Annotated in this window: 13 protein-coding genes; 6 read left to right on the plus strand and 7 right to left on the minus strand. The window is 43.9% G+C overall.

Features of this window, described 5'->3' with window-relative positions:
• The first annotated feature begins 70 nt into the window (after nt 1-70).
• Nucleotides 71-1252 (plus strand): cysteine protease StiP domain-containing protein, encoded by a 1182-nt coding sequence (locus tag JMX07_RS04165; RefSeq protein ID WP_201606461.1) that lies wholly within the window; start codon nt 71-73, stop codon nt 1250-1252.
• 65 nt (nt 1253-1317) lie between these two features.
• Complete coding sequence (locus JMX07_RS04170; protein ID WP_227684613.1) at nt 1318-2382, plus strand: HpcH/HpaI aldolase/citrate lyase family protein; 1065 nt, start codon at nt 1318-1320, stop codon at nt 2380-2382.
• Nucleotides 2383-2535: 153 nt separating this feature from the next.
• On the opposite strand, the gene JMX07_RS04175 is transcribed toward JMX07_RS04170, so the two are convergent.
• Nucleotides 2536-3348, minus strand: coding sequence for an alpha/beta fold hydrolase (locus JMX07_RS04175; RefSeq protein ID WP_201606462.1), 813 nt, complete (start codon nt 3346-3348; stop codon nt 2536-2538).
• Between the two features lie 339 nt (nt 3349-3687).
• On the opposite strand from JMX07_RS04175, the gene JMX07_RS04180 reads away from it, so the two are divergent.
• Nucleotides 3688-4485 (plus strand): enoyl-CoA hydratase/isomerase family protein, encoded by a 798-nt coding sequence (locus tag JMX07_RS04180; protein WP_201606463.1) that lies wholly within the window; start codon nt 3688-3690, stop codon nt 4483-4485.
• 70 nt (nt 4486-4555) lie between these two features.
• Here JMX07_RS04180 and JMX07_RS04185 read toward each other — a convergent pair whose 3' ends face one another.
• The 3 genes from JMX07_RS04185 to acnB form a co-directional block, all read right to left on the minus strand.
• A complete protein-coding gene (locus JMX07_RS04185; protein WP_201606556.1) occupies nt 4556-4996 on the minus strand; it encodes a PACE efflux transporter in 441 nt (146 codons plus the stop codon).
• A gap of 208 nt (nt 4997-5204) precedes the next feature.
• Nucleotides 5205-5648: a DUF805 domain-containing protein gene (locus JMX07_RS04190; protein WP_227684614.1), complete on the minus strand. Its 444-nt coding sequence runs from the start codon at nt 5646-5648 to the stop codon at nt 5205-5207.
• A 189-nt stretch (nt 5649-5837) separates the two neighbouring features.
• On the minus strand, nt 5838-8441 hold the full coding sequence (gene acnB, locus JMX07_RS04195; protein WP_201606464.1) for a bifunctional aconitate hydratase 2/2-methylisocitrate dehydratase: 2604 nt from the start codon (nt 8439-8441) through the stop codon (nt 5838-5840).
• 406 nt (nt 8442-8847) lie between these two features.
• Between acnB and JMX07_RS04200 the strand changes: the two genes are divergently transcribed.
• Nucleotides 8848-9258 carry a carboxymuconolactone decarboxylase family protein gene (locus JMX07_RS04200; RefSeq protein ID WP_057760859.1) on the plus strand — a complete coding sequence of 137 codons (411 nt, stop codon included), beginning with the start codon at nt 8848-8850 and terminating at the stop codon, nt 9256-9258.
• A 148-nt stretch (nt 9259-9406) separates the two neighbouring features.
• Nucleotides 9407-10450 (plus strand): lipoyl synthase, encoded by a 1044-nt coding sequence (gene lipA, locus JMX07_RS04205; RefSeq protein WP_057760861.1) that lies wholly within the window; start codon nt 9407-9409, stop codon nt 10448-10450.
• 144 nt (nt 10451-10594) lie between these two features.
• On the opposite strand, the gene JMX07_RS04210 is transcribed toward lipA, so the two are convergent.
• The 3 genes from JMX07_RS04210 to JMX07_RS04220 are packed head-to-tail and all read right to left on the minus strand — an operon-like array spanning nt 10595 to nt 14169.
• Nucleotides 10595-12598 (minus strand): TRAP transporter permease, encoded by a 2004-nt coding sequence (locus JMX07_RS04210; RefSeq protein ID WP_201606558.1) that lies wholly within the window; start codon nt 12596-12598, stop codon nt 10595-10597.
• A gap of 10 nt (nt 12599-12608) precedes the next feature.
• Nucleotides 12609-13172: a DUF1850 domain-containing protein gene (locus JMX07_RS04215; protein ID WP_201606466.1), complete on the minus strand. Its 564-nt coding sequence runs from the start codon at nt 13170-13172 to the stop codon at nt 12609-12611.
• Nucleotides 13150-14169, minus strand: coding sequence for a TAXI family TRAP transporter solute-binding subunit (locus JMX07_RS04220; RefSeq protein WP_057760864.1), 1020 nt, complete (start codon nt 14167-14169; stop codon nt 13150-13152). The genes JMX07_RS04215 and JMX07_RS04220 overlap by 23 nt, the downstream gene beginning before the upstream one ends.
• A 483-nt stretch (nt 14170-14652) precedes the next feature.
• Here JMX07_RS04220 and mtnP point away from each other — a divergent pair, with 483 nt between their 5' ends.
• Nucleotides 14653-15546, plus strand: a complete 894-nt coding sequence (mtnP, locus tag JMX07_RS04225) for an S-methyl-5'-thioadenosine phosphorylase (RefSeq protein WP_201606469.1) — start codon at nt 14653-14655, stop codon at nt 15544-15546.
• Nucleotides 15547-15622 lie beyond the last annotated feature (76 nt).

Here is a 15622-nt window from a genome sequence, read left to right on the forward strand (position 1 = left end):
TTTAAATCATCAGCTTAAACTGCAGCCACGCAAATCCACTGTTATCATCACGAGTGCTATTATTCATACTATGACTTTACCTAATATACAGATAAAAAGAGCTGCTCTGCAAAACTATGGCTCAGGCAGCTATCTTGCAAGCGATGTCACTGTCCTACTCGATATGGTGGATAAGGACTCGGTTGCCGATGTGCCCGTCAGTCAAAAAGAAGCACTTATCCAAAGCGGACAACGCCATTACTCTGACATGCTGACTTTAGAGCAAGCACCTACTACAATTCATGAGCAGCTATACATACAGGCATTAGAGCAAGGGTCAACAAGGACCGCGACCGATATCGCTCATTTGTCTCATACGCTACATCATGTTTTTCAGCAGAATGTGAGTGATGAGTATCCACTGGTTTTGGTCAGTTTGGTGCGAGCTGGTCTACCGATCGGGGTATTATTGCAGCGTGCGCTATCGGATACAGACAGTAGCTATCGCTTGCCAAGTGTACATTATGGCATCAGTATCATTCGCGATCGTGGTCTTGATCCAGTGGCACTGCAAATGCTACTAGAGGCTTATCCAAACAGTCCAGTCGTATTCGTTGATGGCTGGACAGGTAAAGGTGCTATTTATCAAGAGTTGGCTCGTAGTCTAGAGACTTTTAGTGATTCTACTCATGCTAATTTTGCCAATATTTTTCATCAAGGCGCTGACGTCATTCCGCTATTGACTCTTGCCGATCCGGCTGGCGTTGCTTGGCTGGCGGCTAGTGAAGAAGACTGGTTGATCCCATCAGGGTTGTTAAACAGCACCGTATCGGGATTAATTTCACGCAGTTTGTATACAGAGCCGTCAACAGGCCTGCATCGCAGTGTTTTTTATGATGATTTAATTGAGGTAGATCACAGCTTGGCATTTATTGATCATATCGATGCCGTAAGACGATCATTGGCTGCAACTCCAACTCGTTTACCGACTTACAAGCAGCCACGCTACCAGACTGCGGCGTTGATAGAGACGCTGGCAGCAGATTATCATATCGTCAATCGCAACCGTATTAAGCCGACTATTGCCGAGGCAACACGTGCCATATTGCGCCGTGATCCAGAGCGCATATTGCTCGCCACTGCTGAGCACCCTGATACCGTGCTGCTACGCCACTTATGTGCGCAACGAAACATCACTATCAGTGTATTAGGTGATAAAATACTGCCTTATCAAGCCATCACGCTTATCAAGCAGCGCTCCCAAGACACTTAATACATTTAACGGTATTAAATACTTTCTTTTTCGTTCTCTTATATTCTCTACTTATGATGCCAATTATGTCAGATATGCTAAAAACCGAGTCAGACCTTTACAATGATACCCAATCTTATGCGCATCTGATCACTGAGCGTCATGCGATGGTCAAACCGCACACACACCATCCATATCAGCTCGGTGCTAGCTTATACATGCCTGCGACTCGCCAAGATATTTGGCAAGTCATCAAGCGAGATAAACTACCGACGATTAATAGTATTATTATCTGTCTAGAGGATGCGGTCAGTCAGCAGGATGTAGAGTTAGCGCTTGAGCGTTTGCGCACCCTGCTGGATACTTGGGCAGAACATGTGAATAGCATCAATGCACCATCTAAATCGGCGAAAATTCATGCCCAGTATCCGACGCGTCCGCTGGTCTTTATACGTCCACGTAGCCCGATGATGCTACAGCAACTGGCTGACTATACCCATATCGATCTTATCGATGGTTTCGTCATGCCAAAAGTTGATATGTATAGCCTATCTAACTGGCGCATGGCTTGTCAGAACCTAAAAGTAGATCAACTACTTATGCCGACGCTCGAAACCGCAGCGCTGTTTAATCCGCATCACAATCAGGAGCTTGCCATCGCTTTTAAAGAAGCGTTTAGCCAGCCAGTTTTTGCATTACGTATCGGTGGTAATGACTTATTCGCAGCATTGCGCTTACGTCGCCCAAAAAACAGTATTGTTTACGATTCACCTATCGGTACGTTGGCTTATCAAATGCTGGGCTGTTTTGTGCCGCACGGATTTTATCTTACCGCGCCAGTATTTGAGTACTTGGATCAACCGACGCTATTTATGCAAGAGCTAAACCGAGATGTCAGCTTAGGGATGGTGGGCAAAACTGTCATTCATCCAAGCCAAATTGCATTGGTACAGCAAGCTTACTGTGTGCCACTGAGTACACTGGATGAAGCGCAAGCGATCCTTCACACTGAAGCCAAAGCGGTGTTTAAGTACAATAATACGATGCTAGAGCCTGCGACGCACCGTGCTTGGGCGACTGAGATTGTCAATCGTGCAGAAGCCTTTGGAACCATTGATGACGGGCATAGCCAGTACAGCTCACGAATGTAGCTGTCATCGCTGATATAGCTAGCTATCTGCCATTTAACAACTTGCACCATACAAAAAGCCGCTATCAAATAACAGGTAGCGGCTTTTTTATATAGATATATGCTCAGGTTTTTTATAGATATGAGGTTTTAAAGCTCTCGCACAGTAGCTATATTAAGCACAACTTTCCAAAAACTGACGAAGTACCTGGTTCACTTGATCAGGCTCTTCTACTGTCGATGTATGACCCGCACCTTTGATAATAGCAAGCTTAGACCCAGCGATAGCAAAATGCATGCGTTCAGATTTGGCATAAGGCGTGGCAGCATCTTCATCACCAACCACAATCAGTGTCGGCGTTGTAATCTCACCCAACTGCTCATAAGTACCGGTACGCTCAATCACGCCCATTGTTGCTTTGACCACACCGCCCTTGCGATTGCTTTGTAGCATTGTTAGCCACTGCTTACGGTCAGATTTGCGCAGTTTGTCCGCCAAAAACGTACTGCCAAACATGATTGGCATCACTTTATTACTCACACGCTTCATACCTAGCCAGCGAATCGCTTTGACCAGCTTGCGATACTGAGGTATGTTTTTTGGATCTTCAGGGTCAGCAGAGGTTTCTAACAGCGTTAATGACAATAGCAGCTCAGGGCGTTTGAGCGCGATACGTTGAGCCACGAACCCGCCCATAGATAGCCCAACGAAGTGACATTTATCAATACCAAGCGCTGCAAGTAAGCCAAGCGTATCTTCAGTCAGCGTCTCCATATCGTAGCCAGATTTGGTAACCTGCGACTGACCTTGCCCGCGAAAATCAAAAGCAATACAACGATAGTCTGTTTGAAAGTGCTCCACTTGCTTATCATACATCTGTGAGCTCCACAGTAGACCATGAGCAAATACCATAACAGGCTTTTGTGTGTCATTCGGTGCGCTGTCTTCGTAATAAATATCAGCGTTATTTACAGTGATAGTTGGCATAACCACATCCTTGTTTGATCAATGAAAAGTTCGAGCGTACCCTTGTGTCTTTTACGACTCTTTTACGCTCAACCTAACATATTAGCATAATCCATTAACCCCTTAGGTCATAGCCTTTTTACGAGCCAGTCGTTTTGTCTCATTAGCTAGCATCAGCTTTTACGATAGAATAGTAAAGTTTACCAGTATTTAGATGTGTCTTACGCGCCCACAAAACACGCTTTTATAATCGTAGCAAGCTGCTATAGTAATCAGCATTGAACCATTTTCACCTTTATCTAAAAGCGTTGTCATTGATACAACATATTAAAACAGTCATTTAAAATAAGGAAATCTCAAATGTCACAGTCTCTCGTCGATTATCAAGTTGCAGAGCACATTGCTACCATTACCTTTAACGATCCAAAAAGCTTAAACGCTTTTGGCACACCCTTAAAAAACCAAGTCTTGATAGCGCTAGATAAAGCGGCCGCAGATGATCAAGTACGTGCAATTATTTTACAAGGGGCTGGTGGTAACTTCTCAAGCGGCGGCGATATTAAAGAGATGTTGTCTGAAGGATTAGACAAGGATATTGTTTCAAACAAATTAAGAGGCATGGTAGAAGGCGTAGGCGAAGTCAGCTTAAAGTTACGTCATATCCATAAGCCGATTATTGCCAAATTAGAAGGCGCTGTAGCTGGTGCTGGTATGAACTTGGCGCTTACTTGTGACTTCCGAATTGCCGCAGACAATGCGAAGTTTGTACAAGCGTTCGTCAATATTGGCCTAGTGCCAGATGCAGGTGGTATTTACTTATTAAACCAATTGGTTGGTGCAGCAAAAGCCACTGAGCTTGTAATGCTAGGTGATAAGCTAAAAGCAGAAGATATGGCGCGCTTAAATCTGGTAAACAACGTGGTTAGTGCTGACGAGCTAGACGCCACCGTACAAGCATTGGCGCTACGATTGAGCCAGTTGCCAGGCAAAGCGTTGGCCGCTATGAAAGAGAGCTTCAACGTACACGCCTTCGCTGGTTTGAGCGCAGCTTTAGATACGGAAGTAGAGCAACAGACCGTAATGGCAAAAACTGATGACTTTATCGAAGGGGTTAGCGCCTTTATAGCAAAGCGTAAGCCTGTATATCAAGGTAAATAACAAGATAAACAATAATGCCATCAAAAAAGGGCTGCCAATATGGTAGCCCTTTTTTATCCAATGCCTTTGATCAAGAAGCGGTCGCGGGTTTAGAATGATGAGGTAAAGTAAATATCTTGTCAAAAATCAGAGTAAACGTAAAAGTGTAAACTAAGAAAAATAGCAGTAGCGCTACTTCCATCATAAAGGCTTTTACTAGACCAACATCGTACCAAATCATATATAGTGGCAAGCAGATCAATACCAACCCACCTTCAAAACCAAAAGCATGAACACTGCGTATCCATAACGTACGACGTACAATACGCCTGCGGCGCTCCCACGCTTCAAAAGCGGTATTATATATAAAGTTCCAAACGACGGCTGCTACCGACATCATTACGGCGATTGGTAAGGATTCTGATGCATCACTGTGACTGAGTTTCATCAATATAAGAGTAGATAAGATAATCGCGATAATTTCGAAAGTAGTCACATAAATTAAGCGACGTTTAAGCGGTGATAAGGTCATCAACCAAGACTCCAAAGCACCTGTATTTAAATAGCAAGATGCATATCAAAGTATCGGTCCGTCCCGAGTTAGAAAAAATCAATGAAGTGCAGAGCCACGGTTTCCGCCTGCCCCTATATTATACAGAAACCAAACTCAAAAATCAGTGAGGACATTTGTAAACAGGCGTAAGCCGTTTTATTAACGATTGGCGCCTGTTTTAGCCGGACTATTTTGCCGGTAGACCCCATTTATTGGTTTCAGGCTTGGTATCACTCGCTAGAAATACCAGCAATATAATAGATCCTATTAGTGGTACTATCCCTATCAAAAACCACCATCCTGAGCGGCTAGTATCATGCAAGCGGCGGATAGTCACGGCAAGACCAGGCAGAAATAAACCAAGTACTGCTACTATGTAAAATAAACCTGTCTCTGAGCTGAATATTATTGCGTCTATCAGCATTGCAACGATCATCACTCCCATTTGTACTAGAAAAAAATACCAATACTCTTTACGGCGAGCACGGCCAGAAAAATTCGTGTAATTTCTCATGCCTTTTTTAAACCAGTCAATGATGCCGTAATTTTCTTCATCATTATGATTGTTAGCCATCGTAGATCCGGGCAATGGTGGCGGTGTCGCTTTATTGAGCTTGATATTATTTTCCATAGGGCTTTTTATCTCAGTCGTGAAAAGTAGAAATCGTCAGTGAAAATTATCAACCATTGGCTTTGATTATAGATACTCAATAAAAGTTTGTAAATGAATACTACTTGTCTTGAAGCCATCAGCAAAAAACCCCGCATCATAACGATACGGGGTTTATTTTTAGAACTTAAAAACGTTTTAGACCATATATTAAGTCAACTGAGCAACGTTAATCTTATCTGCTTCTTCAGTATAGTCTTCCATACGGTCGAAGTTCATGTATTGATAGACTTCATCACCCATGCTGTTTAGCATGCCAGCATACTGCTGATACTCATCGTTAGTCGGCAATTTACCAAGTACCGCTGCGACTGCTGCAAGCTCTGCAGAAGCTAGGTATACGTTAGCGCCTTGACCTAGACGGTTCGGGAAGTTACGAGTTGAGGTCGATACCGCAGTAGATTTCGGTGCGATACGTGCTTGGTTACCCATACATAGTGAACAACCTGGCATTTCAGTACGAGCGCCGGCTTGTGCATAGATGTTGTAGTAACCCTCTTCCATCAACTGGCGTGCATCCATCTTAGTAGGTGGTGCAATCCATAGACGAGTCTTCAAGCTACCTGCTGGTACGTCTTGTAGCAATTTACCAGCGGCACGGAAGTGACCGATGTTGGTCATACATGAACCAATGAATACTTCATCAATGGTATCACCAGCCACGTCTGCTAGCGTTTTTGCATCATCTGGATCGTTCGGGCAGCAAAGGATAGGCTCTTTGATTTCGCTCATATCGATAGTGATGTCGATCGCGTATTCAGCATCGTCGTCAGCACGCATGAGGCTTGGGTTAGCCAACCACTCTTGCATTTGCTCAACACGGCGGCTGATCGTACGTGCATCGCCATAGCCTTCTGAAATCATCCACTTAAGCAGCGTGATGTTTGAGTTTAGGTACTCAGTCACTGACGCTTCAGACAAAGTGATGGTACAACCAGCAGCACTACGCTCAGCTGAGGCATCAGATAATTCAAACGCTTGCTCAGCAGTCAAATCTTCTAGACCTTCGATTTCAAGAATACGGCCGTTGAACTCGTTGATTTTACCTTTCTTATCAACCGTCAAGTAACCTTCTTTGATCGCTTGATAAGGGATAGCATGTACTAGGTCACGTAGGGTGATACCAGGCTGACGCTCACCAACAAAACGAACACGAACAGATTCAGGCATATCAAGTGGCATTACACCAGTTGCAGCTGCGAAAGCAACTAGACCAGAACCCGCTGGGAACGAGATACCCATTGGGAAACGAGTATGCGAGTCACCACCAGTACCAACGGTATCTGGAAGTAGCATACGGTTAAGCCACGAGTGAATGATACCATCACCTGGACGTAAGCTTACGCCGCCACGGTTCATGATAAAGTCAGGTAGTGTGTGCTGAGTCTCAACGTCAACTGGCTTTGGATAAGCAGCAGTATGACAGAATGACTGCATCACGAGATCCGCTTGGAAGCCCAAACATGCCAAGTCTTTTAGCTCATCACGCGTCATCGGACCAGTCGTATCCTGAGAGCCGACAGTCGTCATCTTAGGCTCACAGTACATACCTGGACGTACGCCTGTCAGACCACACGCTTTACCAACCATTTTCTGGGCAAGCGTAAAGCCTTTACCAGTATCAGCTGGCTCTTCTGGCTTAGCAAAGATGTCTGAATGACCAAGACCCATGTATTCACGAGCACGGTTAGTCAAACCACGACCAACAATTAATGGAATACGGCCGCCAGCACGAACTTCATCAAGCAATGTTGGTGAGTTTAGTGAGAACGTTGATAGTACTTCATCAGAGTCATGCTTAGTGATTTTGCCTTCGTACGGATAGATGTCAAACACATCACCCATGTTTAGGTTATCAACTGCCACTTTTTCGATTGGCAATGCGCCAGAATCTTCCATAGTGTTGAAGAAGATAGGAGCGATATTGTTACCAAGTACTAAACCGCCGCCACGTTTGTTTGGCACGTTAGGGATATCTTCACCCATCAACCACAATACTGAGTTGGTTGCAGACTTACGGCTAGAACCAGTACCAACAACATCACCAACATAGGCTAGCGGATGGCCTTTTTCTTTAAGCGCTTCGATTTGCTTCATTGGGCCAACAACGCCCTCTTCGTCAGCATTGATACCGTCGCGAGAGTTTTTGTGCATGGCTAGTGAATGCAATGGGATATCAGGACGGCTCCATGCGTCTTGCGCAGGTGACAAGTCATCCGTGTTGGTTTCGCCAGTTACTTTGAACGTCGTATACGTGGTTTTCTTTGGTACTTCAGCACGGTTCAAGAACCATTCTGCGTCAGCCCAAGACTGAATCACTTCTTTAGCAATAGTGTTGCCAGCTTCAGCTTTTTCAGTCACGTCATTGAACGCGTCAAATACTAGCAAAGTTTTCTTTAGTGCTTCAGCAGCGTCTTGTGCAACTTCGCTATCATCTAATGCAGCAACTAATGGCTGAACGTTGTAGCCACCTTGCATAGTGCCTAGAATTTCAACGGCTTTTTGCTTGCTGATAAGTGGTGATGATGTTTCACCCTTTAAGATAGCAGCCAGAAATGCCGCTTTAACGTATGCTGCTTGGTCAACACCAGCAGGGATACGGTTTTCTAATAGGTTCATCAAGAACGCATCTTCGCCTGCAGGCGGGTTCTTTAATAATTCAACCAACTCTACTACTTGTTTTTCATTTAGTGGTAGGGGTACAGTTCCTAGCTCAGCACGTTCTTCGACATGTTTACGATAAGCTTCTAACACAATAGTCGTCCTCGTCAGTTGGGGTGTAGCACATTACGTGGGTAGTCAGCATGACTGCCTGCGTCTATATACTATATGAAATAATTATCCGTGCAATCATAGCTTAAAACGCTTTAAATGTTAATGGCTCAGCTCTGAAAAGGCGCATAGTAAGGCCATATTGAACATTTATTATAAAAATAGTGCCATCAATAATATGATTATAGCGCTCATTATAACTGGCATTTGCCTGATTACGCTTATCAATAAGTACTTGCTTTATGACTGAGCAGACACCATATGACTGATATACGCTTTTGTAAGAAACAACTTCGATAAAGTCTCGCTTAAAAAAATGTAGCAATATCGATTTGTTAATGGTCGATTGATTAGCAGTCGATTTGGTAAAAACATTAAGGACGACGATATGACTGATAGCAATACGGACAACAATCCTAACTATGACAATGGTCTCAAGGTACGTACTGAGGTGATGGGTGAGCAGCATGTCAAACGCTCGCTTGATGCTGCCACAGGATTTACCCAACCGCTGCAAGATTGGATTATTGAACACGCTTGGGGCAGCACTTGGCAAGATGACTCAGTATTACCACGCAAGTATCGCTCATTAATCACTATTGCCTTTTTAATTGCCCAAAAAAGCCCAAATGAGTTGAAAGGACATATACGCGGTGCCATTAACAACGGGGCTAGTGTCGCTGAGATTAGAGAAGTGCTCATGCATAGCTTGCCGTACTGCGGTGCACCTGCTACTCAAGAAGCGTTTCGCGCTGCCATAGATATACTGAATGAGTTAGAAATTGATATAGATATTTAAAACTATGGTCGTCCGAGCAATCATAGTAATCTTAACAATATTGTTTAAAAATTGACGATCAAATTTCTGCTATAATATCTGCACTCATAAAACATTCTGATAATTCCATAAACCCTTATAATATAAAGGGTTAAGAGATAACTCCATTATGACAACTGCCGTACAAACACATGTACCTGCTGCTAAGGCCAAACCAAAAAAAGCCATCCAAGGCGAAAAGCTGCGTGGCTATGACAAAGTTGCCCGTATCCCAATTAAGGTGATCCCGACTGTCGAGGCAAAGAAAAAGCCTGATTGGATTCGGGTAAAAATGTCCTCGCCTGCTGAAGTCGCTCGTATCAAAGCAACCTTGCGTGAGCAAAAGCTTTATACCGTTTGTGAAGAAGCGGCCTGCCCTAACCTGCCACAGTGCTTCGCTGATGGTACAGCCACCTTTATGATCATGGGTGATATCTGTACGCGTCGCTGCCCATTCTGTGATGTAGGACATGGTCGTCCTAATGAGCTAGACAAGGATGAGCCGCGTCATACTGCTGAGACCATTCAAGGTTTACAGCTTAAGTATGCCGTAATCACCTCTGTCGATCGCGATGACCTAAAAGACGGCGGTGCGGGACATTTTGTAGAAGTGCTAAACGAGTCAAGAGCGCTTAGCCCAAACTGTTTGATTGAAATATTAGTGCCAGATTTCCGTGGTCGTATGGATATCGCATTAGATTTATTGACAGAGACTGCACCAGATGTGTTTAACCACAACATCGAAACCGTGCCACGTCTATACAAAGCTTTCCGTCCAGGTTCTGACTATCAGCATTCGCTAGATTTGCTTAAGATTTATAAAGAGCGTCGTCCTGATATCGCCACCAAGTGCGGCTTTATGGTTGGTCTTGGCGAGACAGAAGAAGAGATCTATGCCCTACTCGATGATCTAAAAGCTCATGATGTAGATATGATCACTATCGGTCAGTATCTACAGCCTAGTAAAAACCATGCGCCTGTCGATCGTTATGTCCATCCAGACGAGTTCCAACGCTATATGGACTACGGCAAAAAGATTGGCTTCTTTAGCATTTGGGCAGGTCCAATGGTACGCTCAAGCTACTTTGCAGATCGTCAGTACTACGGCGAAGACTGCCCAGCACCTATCCGTAGCAAAAAAGCATTAGAAGCTGAAGGTAAACTTGGCTGCTAATTTAGCAATAAAGTGATGTGAAAGTAGTTGCGAACAGCAGTCGCTAAAACATTTCTTAAGAATATTAAAAAGGGTGAATAACAAATTTGTTATTCACCCTTTTTTTGAGCTTTGTTAGATTTAAGAATGATTAAACCCAATGCTTTACACGGTTAAAGTTGGCGTTGGCTTTCCAGCTGTTTTTATATTGAATACAGCAATACCAAGAACAATCACACCACCTGCGATACCAGTCGTAATCTCAGGATAAATCAATAGCAAAGCACCAATAGCTAAGATAACACGAGTCACCGTATTCATACCGCCTCTGAAGTACCCTTCGAGTGCTGAGCTCAGTGCAATGACACCAGTTACCGAAGTCACTACCACTGTAATAATATCTACAATAGGTGGCAGCGGGAAATCTTTTGCTGTAACTGCCAAACCGGTTGGATCTATCATCAACATCGTTGGATTATAGATAAACATAAACGGCACGATGAATCCAGCTAGGGCAAGCTTGAGGGACAAGAACCCTGTCTTCATCGGATCACCACCGGATATACCTGCACCCGCAAAGGCTGCGAGACATACAGGCGGTGTAATATTGGCAAAGATACCAAAATAGAAAACAAACATGTGCGCTGATAAGATTGGAATATCAAAACCGGCCAATGCTGGTGCAGCCATGGTCGCCGTAATGATATAGGCAGGAATAGATGGTAATCCCATGCCTAAAACCATTGATGCCAACATCGTTAAGATAAGCGTAAAGAATAGTGATCCTGCACCTAGCGTGACGATAGATGAGGTCATCACCGTACCAAAACTGGTCAGGCTCACAACCCCAATAATAATACCGACAACCGCACAAGCCGCCATGACCGCTAGTGACTGGCGCGCACCATCTTCTAATGCACCCAGAATATCAGAAAAGCTCATGCGCGTTTCAGCACGTAGCATACTGATCACAACGGTAAAGCCAATGGTATAAGCTGCTGCATATCCCACAGGTACGTTTCTGATTAATAAGAAAATCAAGAAGACAATCGGCAATAGCATGTGACCGCGGGCTTTTAATACTTCTTTGACCGCTGGTAAATTTTCTTTAGCGATACCTTTTAGATCGCGACGTCCAGCACGGAAATGCACCTGCGCAATGACGCCTAAATAGTACAATATCGCTGGCAATAATGCTGCTAAGGCAATCGTGCTATACGGCAAGCCTGTTGTCTCAGCCATGATGAAGGCACTAGCACCCATAATCGGTGGCAAAATCTGCCCACCAACCGAAGCACTGGCCTCAACTGCACCTGCGAAATCTTTGTGATAGCCGACTTTTTTCATCAACGGAATGGTAAAGGCACCCGTACTAACCACATTGGATAAAGCTGAGCCATTGATACTACCCATAAAACCACTAGAGATGACTGCTACTTTTGCAGGTCCGCCCTTCTTATGACCAGCGATGGCCAATGCTAAATCATTGAACAACTGCCCCATTCCCGAACGTGCTAAGAACGCACCAAACAGAATGAATAAGAAAATGAACGTTACCGATGCCCCAATCGCGACAGAGTATAGACCTTCTGTTTTTAAGAATAATTGACCAAAAATATCACCCATATCATAAGGGCGAGTCAAAAGCCTGTCAGGCATAAAGTCTAAATGACTAACAAATGGATAGGCCAAAAATATGCCGGCCAAGATTGGCAAAATCCAACCAGTAATACGGCGACTGCCTTCTAACACGCAGACTACCGTAATCAAAGAAAATATCACATCGACCTGATTGGCCATACCGCCACGCGAGGTAACGATATCTTGATACTCATAAATGAGATAGCCCATACCGGATAGAGACAAGGCAAACCAAATCCAGTCATACCATGCCACTCGCTTGCGACTGCTTTTTTTGCTGGCTGGAAAAATTAGGAATATCAATGCAAAACCAACACCCACGTGTACAGAGCGCTGTAACAGTGCTGGCATTGGATTAAAAGTGATATATAAATGAAACAGTGAATAGAGTATACAAATGCCAGCAATGAAATATTTTACTGGTCCTTGAGTGATATGACGCGTGATTGACTCTCGGTCATATTTTTCCAATACTGCTCGGTTGACCGCATCCGCCTCAGCATCGTTATCAACTTGAGCATCTGGCATGGTAGTCACACTACCTTGATCCGTCACTTGGGAGTTCATGACAAAAGTCCTTTTTAAATCTATCAATTAAATCATACGTCTTAGGCATGATCACCACTTCAGAATAGTCTGGCACCCACTGGTGAATCAAGAAACGATGACCACCATAATCCATTTCACCTTTGGTCAGTCTAGATACGACCCAATTAAGGCGAGGCAGTTTTTCGTTAATTTGATAACCCAGATAGCCAGGCTTTTGTATAGGAGCGAGCATTTCGGTGGAGGGCGTCCCTGCACCGAACGCTTCAAAATAGGTCGTGGTCAGTAACAGCTCCGCACCTGCTGTACTGCTGCCGTCTATGCGTTGATACTGTTCTTCCCACCACTGTTTTTCTACAGAATGTATCCAACGTATCTGAAAATCAGGCTCAGTGAAATAACAAACCTTATCATCAGCACCGTCTACGCCTGCGACTCGCACTTCAACGACAGACTGAAGCGTAGAGCCTAACCATAGCGTAAAAAAAACCAGCGCTGCAATAAATGCCGCGCCAGTTGATAACCATAATGAATTACTTGGCTGCTTGTTCGTCATAGTATTTTTTAGCTCCAGGATGGATTGGGGCTACCATGCCATCACGAGCGGTTTCTAGACTGATATCATTGGCCGCTTGGTGAGCTGTTTTTAGACCATCTAAATTATCAAACAATGCTTTGGTTAGTTTATAACCATCCGCTTCAGATAGGTCAGAGCTAACCAATAGTGCATTCATGATTGCGGCAGTTGGTACGGCTGTTTCGTTGCCATAAGTGCCAGCAGGAATCTCAAAGGTTTTGAAGTAAGGCTTGGTCGCGATGATTTCTTTTAGCTTGTCTTGGTTGATAGTGACAATCTGCAAATCTAAGCCTTGTTCTAACTCCATCAAAGATGAGTTTGGTAGGCCGCTACTAAAGAATGCCGCTTCGATCTTACCTGCTTTCATACCATCAGCAGCTTCAGCAAAGCCTAGATAATCAACGGTGACATCATCATATGTGATACCAAACCCTTCCAGTAAAGTACGAGCGTTGACTTCTGTACCAGAACCTTGATCGCCTACCGCAATGCGCTTGCCTCGTAAATCTTCAATGTTTTTGATACCAGATTTTTTCGAGGTTACGATTTGCACCACATTAGGGTACAAAACAGCAATCTGTTGAATGTTAGTGATTGGCTGCTCAAAGTTGTTTTTACCTTCGACAGCATCCGTCACCACGTCACTTAGTGCCAAAACCATGTCGACCTTGCCTTGGGTCAATAGATTGACGTTTTCGACTGATGCGCCAGTGGTTTGAGTTTTTGAGTTTACGCCAAAAGTTTTGACATAGACTTCAGACAATGAAGTACCAATGATGTTATAAGGGCCAGACGCGCCACCAGTAGCGATGGTCAAAAACTTAGTATCAAGCTTATCTGCTGCAGTATCTGTTGCCGCGCTATCTGCAGATGCAGTATCACTGCCCTCTGAGCTTGGAGATGAGCATGCAGTTAGACCTAACGCAGCACTCAACATAGCTGACAAAAGTAATGGGGATTTTAAAGAATTAAGCATTGAATTCATCCTTGAAGTGATCGGTTTTATACGTTTAACAATATACGTATTTATACATAAATACGTTACAGACGAGTAATAATATAGTAATTCCGCCAACAAATAAACCTTAGCTTACTTTCTCTTTTTCTTTCAATACCTTATATTTAAAGCTATTAGAGAAAATATAGGTCATTCATTCATTGAGCTAACATATACGTATGTTTTGCTATGCGAAACAAAGTTCCATTTAATAAATATTAAAACAAAAATTGTCGCTATTGTAAACCTTTATCGATATCTGACAAATATCGCCATGATGTATTATTTCTTAGGAATCTTTAGATATAGCAAATTAATGAGAATTCTCGATTTATAACTATCTCGATTTATAACTATAAGTACAAAAGTTCTGCTATATTTTATCTGAGCTATTTTTTGGTTCAGGATATTACATGGCACTAGCCTGTGTCTCTCTTTTATTAACCCATTCGGATAGTCCTTATGACAATACCCCACACGGAAGTACTGGCAACGTTATCTGCTGATATTGCTATCATCGGTGGCAGCGGTCTCTACCAAATGTCATCACTGACCAACAAACGCAGTATAACGATACAGACGCCTTATGGTAGTCCATCTGATGATATTGTCTTAGGTGAGCTTGAGGGAGTGACCGTCGCATTTCTAACACGGCATGGTCAGGGCCACAGACTGACCCCGTCCGAAGTGCCTTATCGTGCCAATATCTATGCGCTAAAAACGCTTGGGGTACGCTATATCGTATCCGTATCAGCAGTTGGCTCTCTACGAGAATCGCTTAAGCCACTAGATATGGTCATTCCAAATCAAATGATTGATATGACCAAGCAGCGAGTGAGTACTTTCTTTGGCGCGGGCGCAGTCGCTCATGTATCAATGGCCGACCCGCTTTGTCCTGCCCTCGCAGAAATCTTGACGCGTGCATATGACAATGCAGATATTGCAGAAGGCACCAGTCACTCAAAAGCGACCTATGTCTGTATCGAGGGTCCACAGTTCTCAACCCGTGCAGAGTCAGAATGGTATCGTCAAATGCAGGCAGATATTATTGGCATGACCAATATGCCAGAAGCCAAATTGGCACGTGAAGCCAGTATTGCTTATGCCACGTTAGCTCTGGTGACAGACTTCGACTGTTGGCATCCGACGGAAGAAGCCGTCAGTGCCGACTATGCGATAAAGAACCTAATGAAAAATGCGGACAATGCTCAAAAAGTGATACAGGAAGCTGTTGCTTTAATTTCTGCCGAACTACCTGAGTCAATCGCTCACAATGCCCTTGCACAAGCATTAGTCACACCTATAGATGCGATGGACGAGCATACCAAGATTAGACTGGCCGCCTTGCTAACGTAATCTTAATACGTACTCTTCATTTTGGACTGACTACTGCTAATCGGTCTAATTTTAATCGTGCTGTTTCCCATTGAAT

Source organism: Psychrobacter immobilis, assembly GCF_904846235.1.
In the GTDB taxonomy this organism is placed as follows: Bacteria; Pseudomonadota; Gammaproteobacteria; order Pseudomonadales; family Moraxellaceae; genus Psychrobacter; species Psychrobacter immobilis_C.

Coding starts and splice junctions, on each gene's coding strand:
- JMX07_RS04165 (WP_201606461.1), top strand. CDS start 71: ATGACTTTACCTAATATACAGATAAAAAGAGCTGCTCTGCAAAACTAT.
- JMX07_RS04170 (WP_227684613.1), top strand. CDS start 1,318: ATGTCAGATATGCTAAAAACCGAGTCAGACCTTTACAATGATACCCAA.
- JMX07_RS04175 (WP_201606462.1), bottom strand. CDS start 3,348: ATGCCAACTATCACTGTAAATAACGCTGATATTTATTACGAAGACAGC.
- JMX07_RS04180 (WP_201606463.1), top strand. CDS start 3,688: ATGTCACAGTCTCTCGTCGATTATCAAGTTGCAGAGCACATTGCTACC.
- JMX07_RS04185 (WP_201606556.1), bottom strand. CDS start 4,996: ATGACCTTATCACCGCTTAAACGTCGCTTAATTTATGTGACTACTTTC.
- JMX07_RS04190 (WP_227684614.1), bottom strand. CDS start 5,648: ATGGAAAATAATATCAAGCTCAATAAAGCGACACCGCCACCATTGCCC.
- JMX07_RS04200 (WP_057760859.1), top strand. CDS start 8,848: ATGACTGATAGCAATACGGACAACAATCCTAACTATGACAATGGTCTC.
- lipA (WP_057760861.1), top strand. CDS start 9,407: ATGACAACTGCCGTACAAACACATGTACCTGCTGCTAAGGCCAAACCA.
- JMX07_RS04210 (WP_201606558.1), bottom strand. CDS start 12,598: ATGCCAGATGCTCAAGTTGATAACGATGCTGAGGCGGATGCGGTCAAC.
- JMX07_RS04215 (WP_201606466.1), bottom strand. CDS start 13,172: ATGACGAACAAGCAGCCAAGTAATTCATTATGGTTATCAACTGGCGCG.
- JMX07_RS04220 (WP_057760864.1), bottom strand. CDS start 14,169: ATGCTTAATTCTTTAAAATCCCCATTACTTTTGTCAGCTATGTTGAGT.
- mtnP (WP_201606469.1), top strand. CDS start 14,653: ATGACAATACCCCACACGGAAGTACTGGCAACGTTATCTGCTGATATT.